Source organism: Microcoleus sp. N9_A1, from assembly GCF_036701795.1.
Lineage (GTDB): Bacteria > Cyanobacteriota > Cyanobacteriia > Cyanobacteriales > Microcoleaceae > Microcoleus.
Genome location: NZ_JAUBRI010000156.1, coordinates 1 through 3,581 on the forward strand (window position 1 = coordinate 1; position 3,581 = coordinate 3,581).

The window sequence follows — 3,581 nt, forward strand, 5'->3', positions numbered from 1 at the left end:
GGGTTGAGCGACAGTTAAACTGATAGAAGTCATCAGGAAAGCTGATGAAACCAGAGAGATGCCCGTAGCTTGCGGGGTCCGACGCCATCGCCAGGTGTTTTGTTAAGAAAGTTAAGGCTTTTGCTTTCTGTGGGTCAGCTCGTGATACCTTTCTAAAACCTGAAAGCGGGAAAGTCCGGTGCTATTCCGGCGCTGTGCCGCAACTGTAAAAGTCAGAATGCCGATTTCGGGGGCGCTTTGTGGGCGTTTACTTTTGGATTCCCTGCGTAGCACGGGGAGGAGATTATTTGTTAGCTTTGACTGATTTGCCGACTTGTCCGGGTTTATTTTACGGTTCCCAAGCCCGAGACGGAGTTTTATCGAGAATGCGGATTCCGGGGGGAATTTTAAACGCGCAGCAGTGTCGGACGATCGCCGATTTGGCCGATCAATACAGTACCGGCTGTTTGCAAGTGACGAATCGGGCAAATTTGCAAATCCGAGAAGTGAACTCGGAAATTGCCCCGGAAATCTGGAACCGCTTGCAGGAATTGGGGATAGCGTCTCGCCGCGTTGAAGTTGACCCAATTCGCAATATTATGGCAAGTCCGACAGCCGGGATCGATCGCCAGCAGTTACTGGATACTCGCCCGCTAGTCAAAGCTTGGGATGATTACCTGCAAACGCATCCCGAATTGTCGGAACTTTCGCCTAAGTTCAGTATTGGCTTCGACGGCGGGGAATCGGTTTCTATCGGCGATTTACGCAACGATATTTTATTAGCTGCTGAAGGGCGTTCAACCCAATCAGAAATCGTTTTTCGGCTGCATTTAAACAGCGATACAGGGATTTTAATCCAACAATCGCAATGTATTTCAGTCTTAGCCGCCCTGACTAGAGCGTATCTTGAATACACAAAAAATCAGCCTCGAATTGATGGCAAAAAACCGCGTTTGCGTCACCTGCTGGCAGATTGGGGTGTTGAAAGTTATCTAGAACGGGTACAGCAGAATTTGCCGTTTGTATTGCAATACACATCTTGCACCTTTCCCAAAAACAGGCAAGATGCCTGTGAAGCGAAGAGTGAAATTCCTTGTGGGGTGGGCATCTTGCCCGCCCGCTCGATCGACTCATCTGCAAGGGCGATCGAACAATCCCGACATCTCGGCATCCACCCTCAGCGACAGCCGGATTTCTCCTACATGGGAATTGCGCTGCCTCTCGGTAGGCTAGAATCAAAGCAACTGCGGAATTTGGCAAATTTAGCCCAAAATCTAGCCAGCGGTACCCTGAGACTTACGCCGTGGCAAAATCTGTTGATTTCTGATATCCCCAACTCCCAGCTTTTTGAGATAAAACAGCAAATCGCCGATTTGGGATTGCACTCGTCGGCGACTCGCCTAGATTCGTGCTTGGTGGCTTGTGCCGGCAGCAGCGGCTGTGCGTCGGCGGCGACAGATACTCAAAGTCACGCCCTAGCAATGGCGAGGGATTTAGCGCAAAAATTGACGATCGACCTGCCGATTAACATTCATTTCAGCGGTTGCGAAAAGTCCTGCGCCCAGCATCAGCCACTTGATATCACGCTGGTGGGAATTCAGATTGAGCAAGGAGACGAGACGATCGAAGGTTACAACATTCATGCGGGTAGAAAAGATTTGCCCTTCGGACGACCAATTTTTCAGGCGGTGAGTGCGATCGAGATGCCAGATGTGATCGAGCGAATGTTGCGGGTGTATCAGCGGTTTCGAGAGTCTGTGGAGTCATTTGGTGAGTTTGTTGACCGGCAGGCGTTCGACCAATTGCAGGAGTTGTTGAGCAGCGAAAATTGGAATTGAAAGTGAAGAAATATCCCATAAAAACAGACAAATTTTAAGCATTTCTCTTTCTATCTCTCTTGAGATTTATTCCTTCGCGGTTCATTCAAAAAATCTATTTCACAAATCAAACAAACTTCCCATAGCAGTTTTAAACAATGATTGACTACATTCGAGACGGAACAGAAATCTACACCAAATCCTTCGCCACAATTCGAGCCGAAGCAGATTTGTCAAGCTTGCCGCCAGATTTAGAATCCGTCGCAGTGCGACTAATTCACAGTTGTGGCATGACCGATATTGTTACAGATTTAGCAGCTTCCCCCGGTGCAGCAACCTGCGGACGCCAAGCCCTCTCAGCAGGTGCGCCCATCCTGTGCGATGCCCGGATGGTGGCCGAAGGCATCACTCGCAAACGCCTTCCCGCTGACAATCCAGTGATTTGCACCCTCTGGCATTCCGAAATCCCGGAGTTGGCGCGGCAAATCGGAAATACTCGATCGGCCGCGGCCCTTGATTTATGGCTGGACAACTTGCAGGGTGCGGTTGTGGCAATTGGCAATGCCCCGACTGCTTTGTTCCGACTGCTGGAAATGCTGGATGCCGGAGCACCCAAACCGGCTTTAATTCTGGGTTTCCCGGTAGGATTTGTGGGGGCCGCCGAATCCAAAGCCGAACTGGCGGCCAACAGTCGGGGAGTGCCATTTATTACGTTGCACGGGCGGCGCGGTGGCAGTGCAATGGCAACGGCGGCCGTGAATGCGTTAGCGAAAAAGGATGAATTATGACTAAGGCTACTGGTAAATTGTACGGTTTGGGTATTGGCCCTGGCGATCCAGAATTGATCACATTGAAAGCTTATCGGATTTTGCAATCGGTGCCCGTGATTGCCTATCCGGCGATGGAAAATGGTAAGGTGCTGGCGCGGGCGATCGTCGCTGATTATCTGCGCCCGGAGCAAATTGAGATTCCGATGCCGCTGCCTTTTAGTCCGACGCGATCATCTCAACCTTATTATGATATTGCTGCCGAGAAAATTGCCGCACATCTGAGCGAGGGACAGGATGTGGCGGTGCTGTGTGAGGGCGAACCTTTTCTCTACGGCTCGTTTATGTATCTATTCAACCGCTTGTCGGCGAGATTTACCACTGAAGTTGTGCCGGGAATTTCTTCGACAATGGCGAGTGCGGCTGCGTTGGGAGTGCCACTGACTTATCGTAACGATGTGTTAAGTATTATGCCTGCGACGCTGGAGGCTGAGGTTTTGCGCGATCGACTGGCGGTTGTTGATGCTGCTGTGATTATTAAACTGGGGCGACATTTTGCGAAAGTCCGGGACGTACTGATTGAGTTGGGACAGTTCGATCGAGCACTGTATATAGAACGCGCAACTATGCCTAATCAGCGAATTCGGGCGATCGTAGATGTCGATCCCGCTGAAGTTCCCTATTGGGCTCTCATTATGATACCTAGCCAGCAAAAGTCTGTATCTTAATATTTCCATGCCTGAAGGCGACGCGCTTCCAGGCTTTACCTACTTTTTTGTGCATTCTTACCTATTTATCAAGTTTTCTGCATATTGATCAGTTAAGCTTATACCTCTCATTAGTTAATCTGTTGTTAAAATACTTTACAAACCTTAGAATATGCTTTATGTTTATTTACATGGCGGAACACAAAGCCGTCACGAACATTGAAAACCAAATACAGCAATCATAAACAAATGACAACAACCTTACAGCAGCGCGAAAGCGCCAACGTCTGGGAACGCTTTTGTGAGTGGGT

3 protein-coding genes and 1 riboswitch are annotated in these 3,581 nt (G+C 49.4%); all 3 genes read left to right on the forward strand.

Features of this window, described 5'->3' with window-relative positions; translation table 11 throughout:
* The first annotated feature begins 151 nt into the window (after positions 1-151).
* Positions 152-231: riboswitch (adenosylcobalamin-variant (AdoCbl-variant) riboswitch) on the forward strand.
* An 8-nt stretch (positions 232-239) separates the two neighbouring features.
* The 3 genes from cobG to QUA58_RS30985 all read left to right on the forward strand — a co-directional run bounded on the left by cobG (position 240) and on the right by QUA58_RS30985 (position 3,291).
* Positions 240-1,817, forward strand: coding sequence for a precorrin-3B synthase (gene cobG / locus QUA58_RS30975; protein WP_333397961.1), 1,578 nt, complete (start codon positions 240-242; stop codon positions 1,815-1,817).
* Between the two features lie 137 nt (positions 1,818-1,954).
* Positions 1,955-2,584, forward strand: a complete 630-nt coding sequence (locus QUA58_RS30980; RefSeq protein WP_333246957.1) for a precorrin-8X methylmutase — start codon at positions 1,955-1,957, stop codon at positions 2,582-2,584.
* On the forward strand, positions 2,581-3,291 hold the full coding sequence (locus QUA58_RS30985) for a precorrin-2 C(20)-methyltransferase (RefSeq protein WP_333397962.1): 711 nt from the start codon (positions 2,581-2,583) through the stop codon (positions 3,289-3,291). The genes QUA58_RS30980 and QUA58_RS30985 overlap by 4 nt, the downstream gene beginning before the upstream one ends.
* Positions 3,292-3,581: the final 290 nt, after the last annotated feature.

Coding starts and splice junctions, on each gene's coding strand:
- QUA58_RS30980 (WP_333246957.1), top strand. CDS start 1,955: ATGATTGACTACATTCGAGACGGAACAGAAATCTACACCAAATCCTTC.
- QUA58_RS30985 (WP_333397962.1), top strand. CDS start 2,581: ATGACTAAGGCTACTGGTAAATTGTACGGTTTGGGTATTGGCCCTGGC.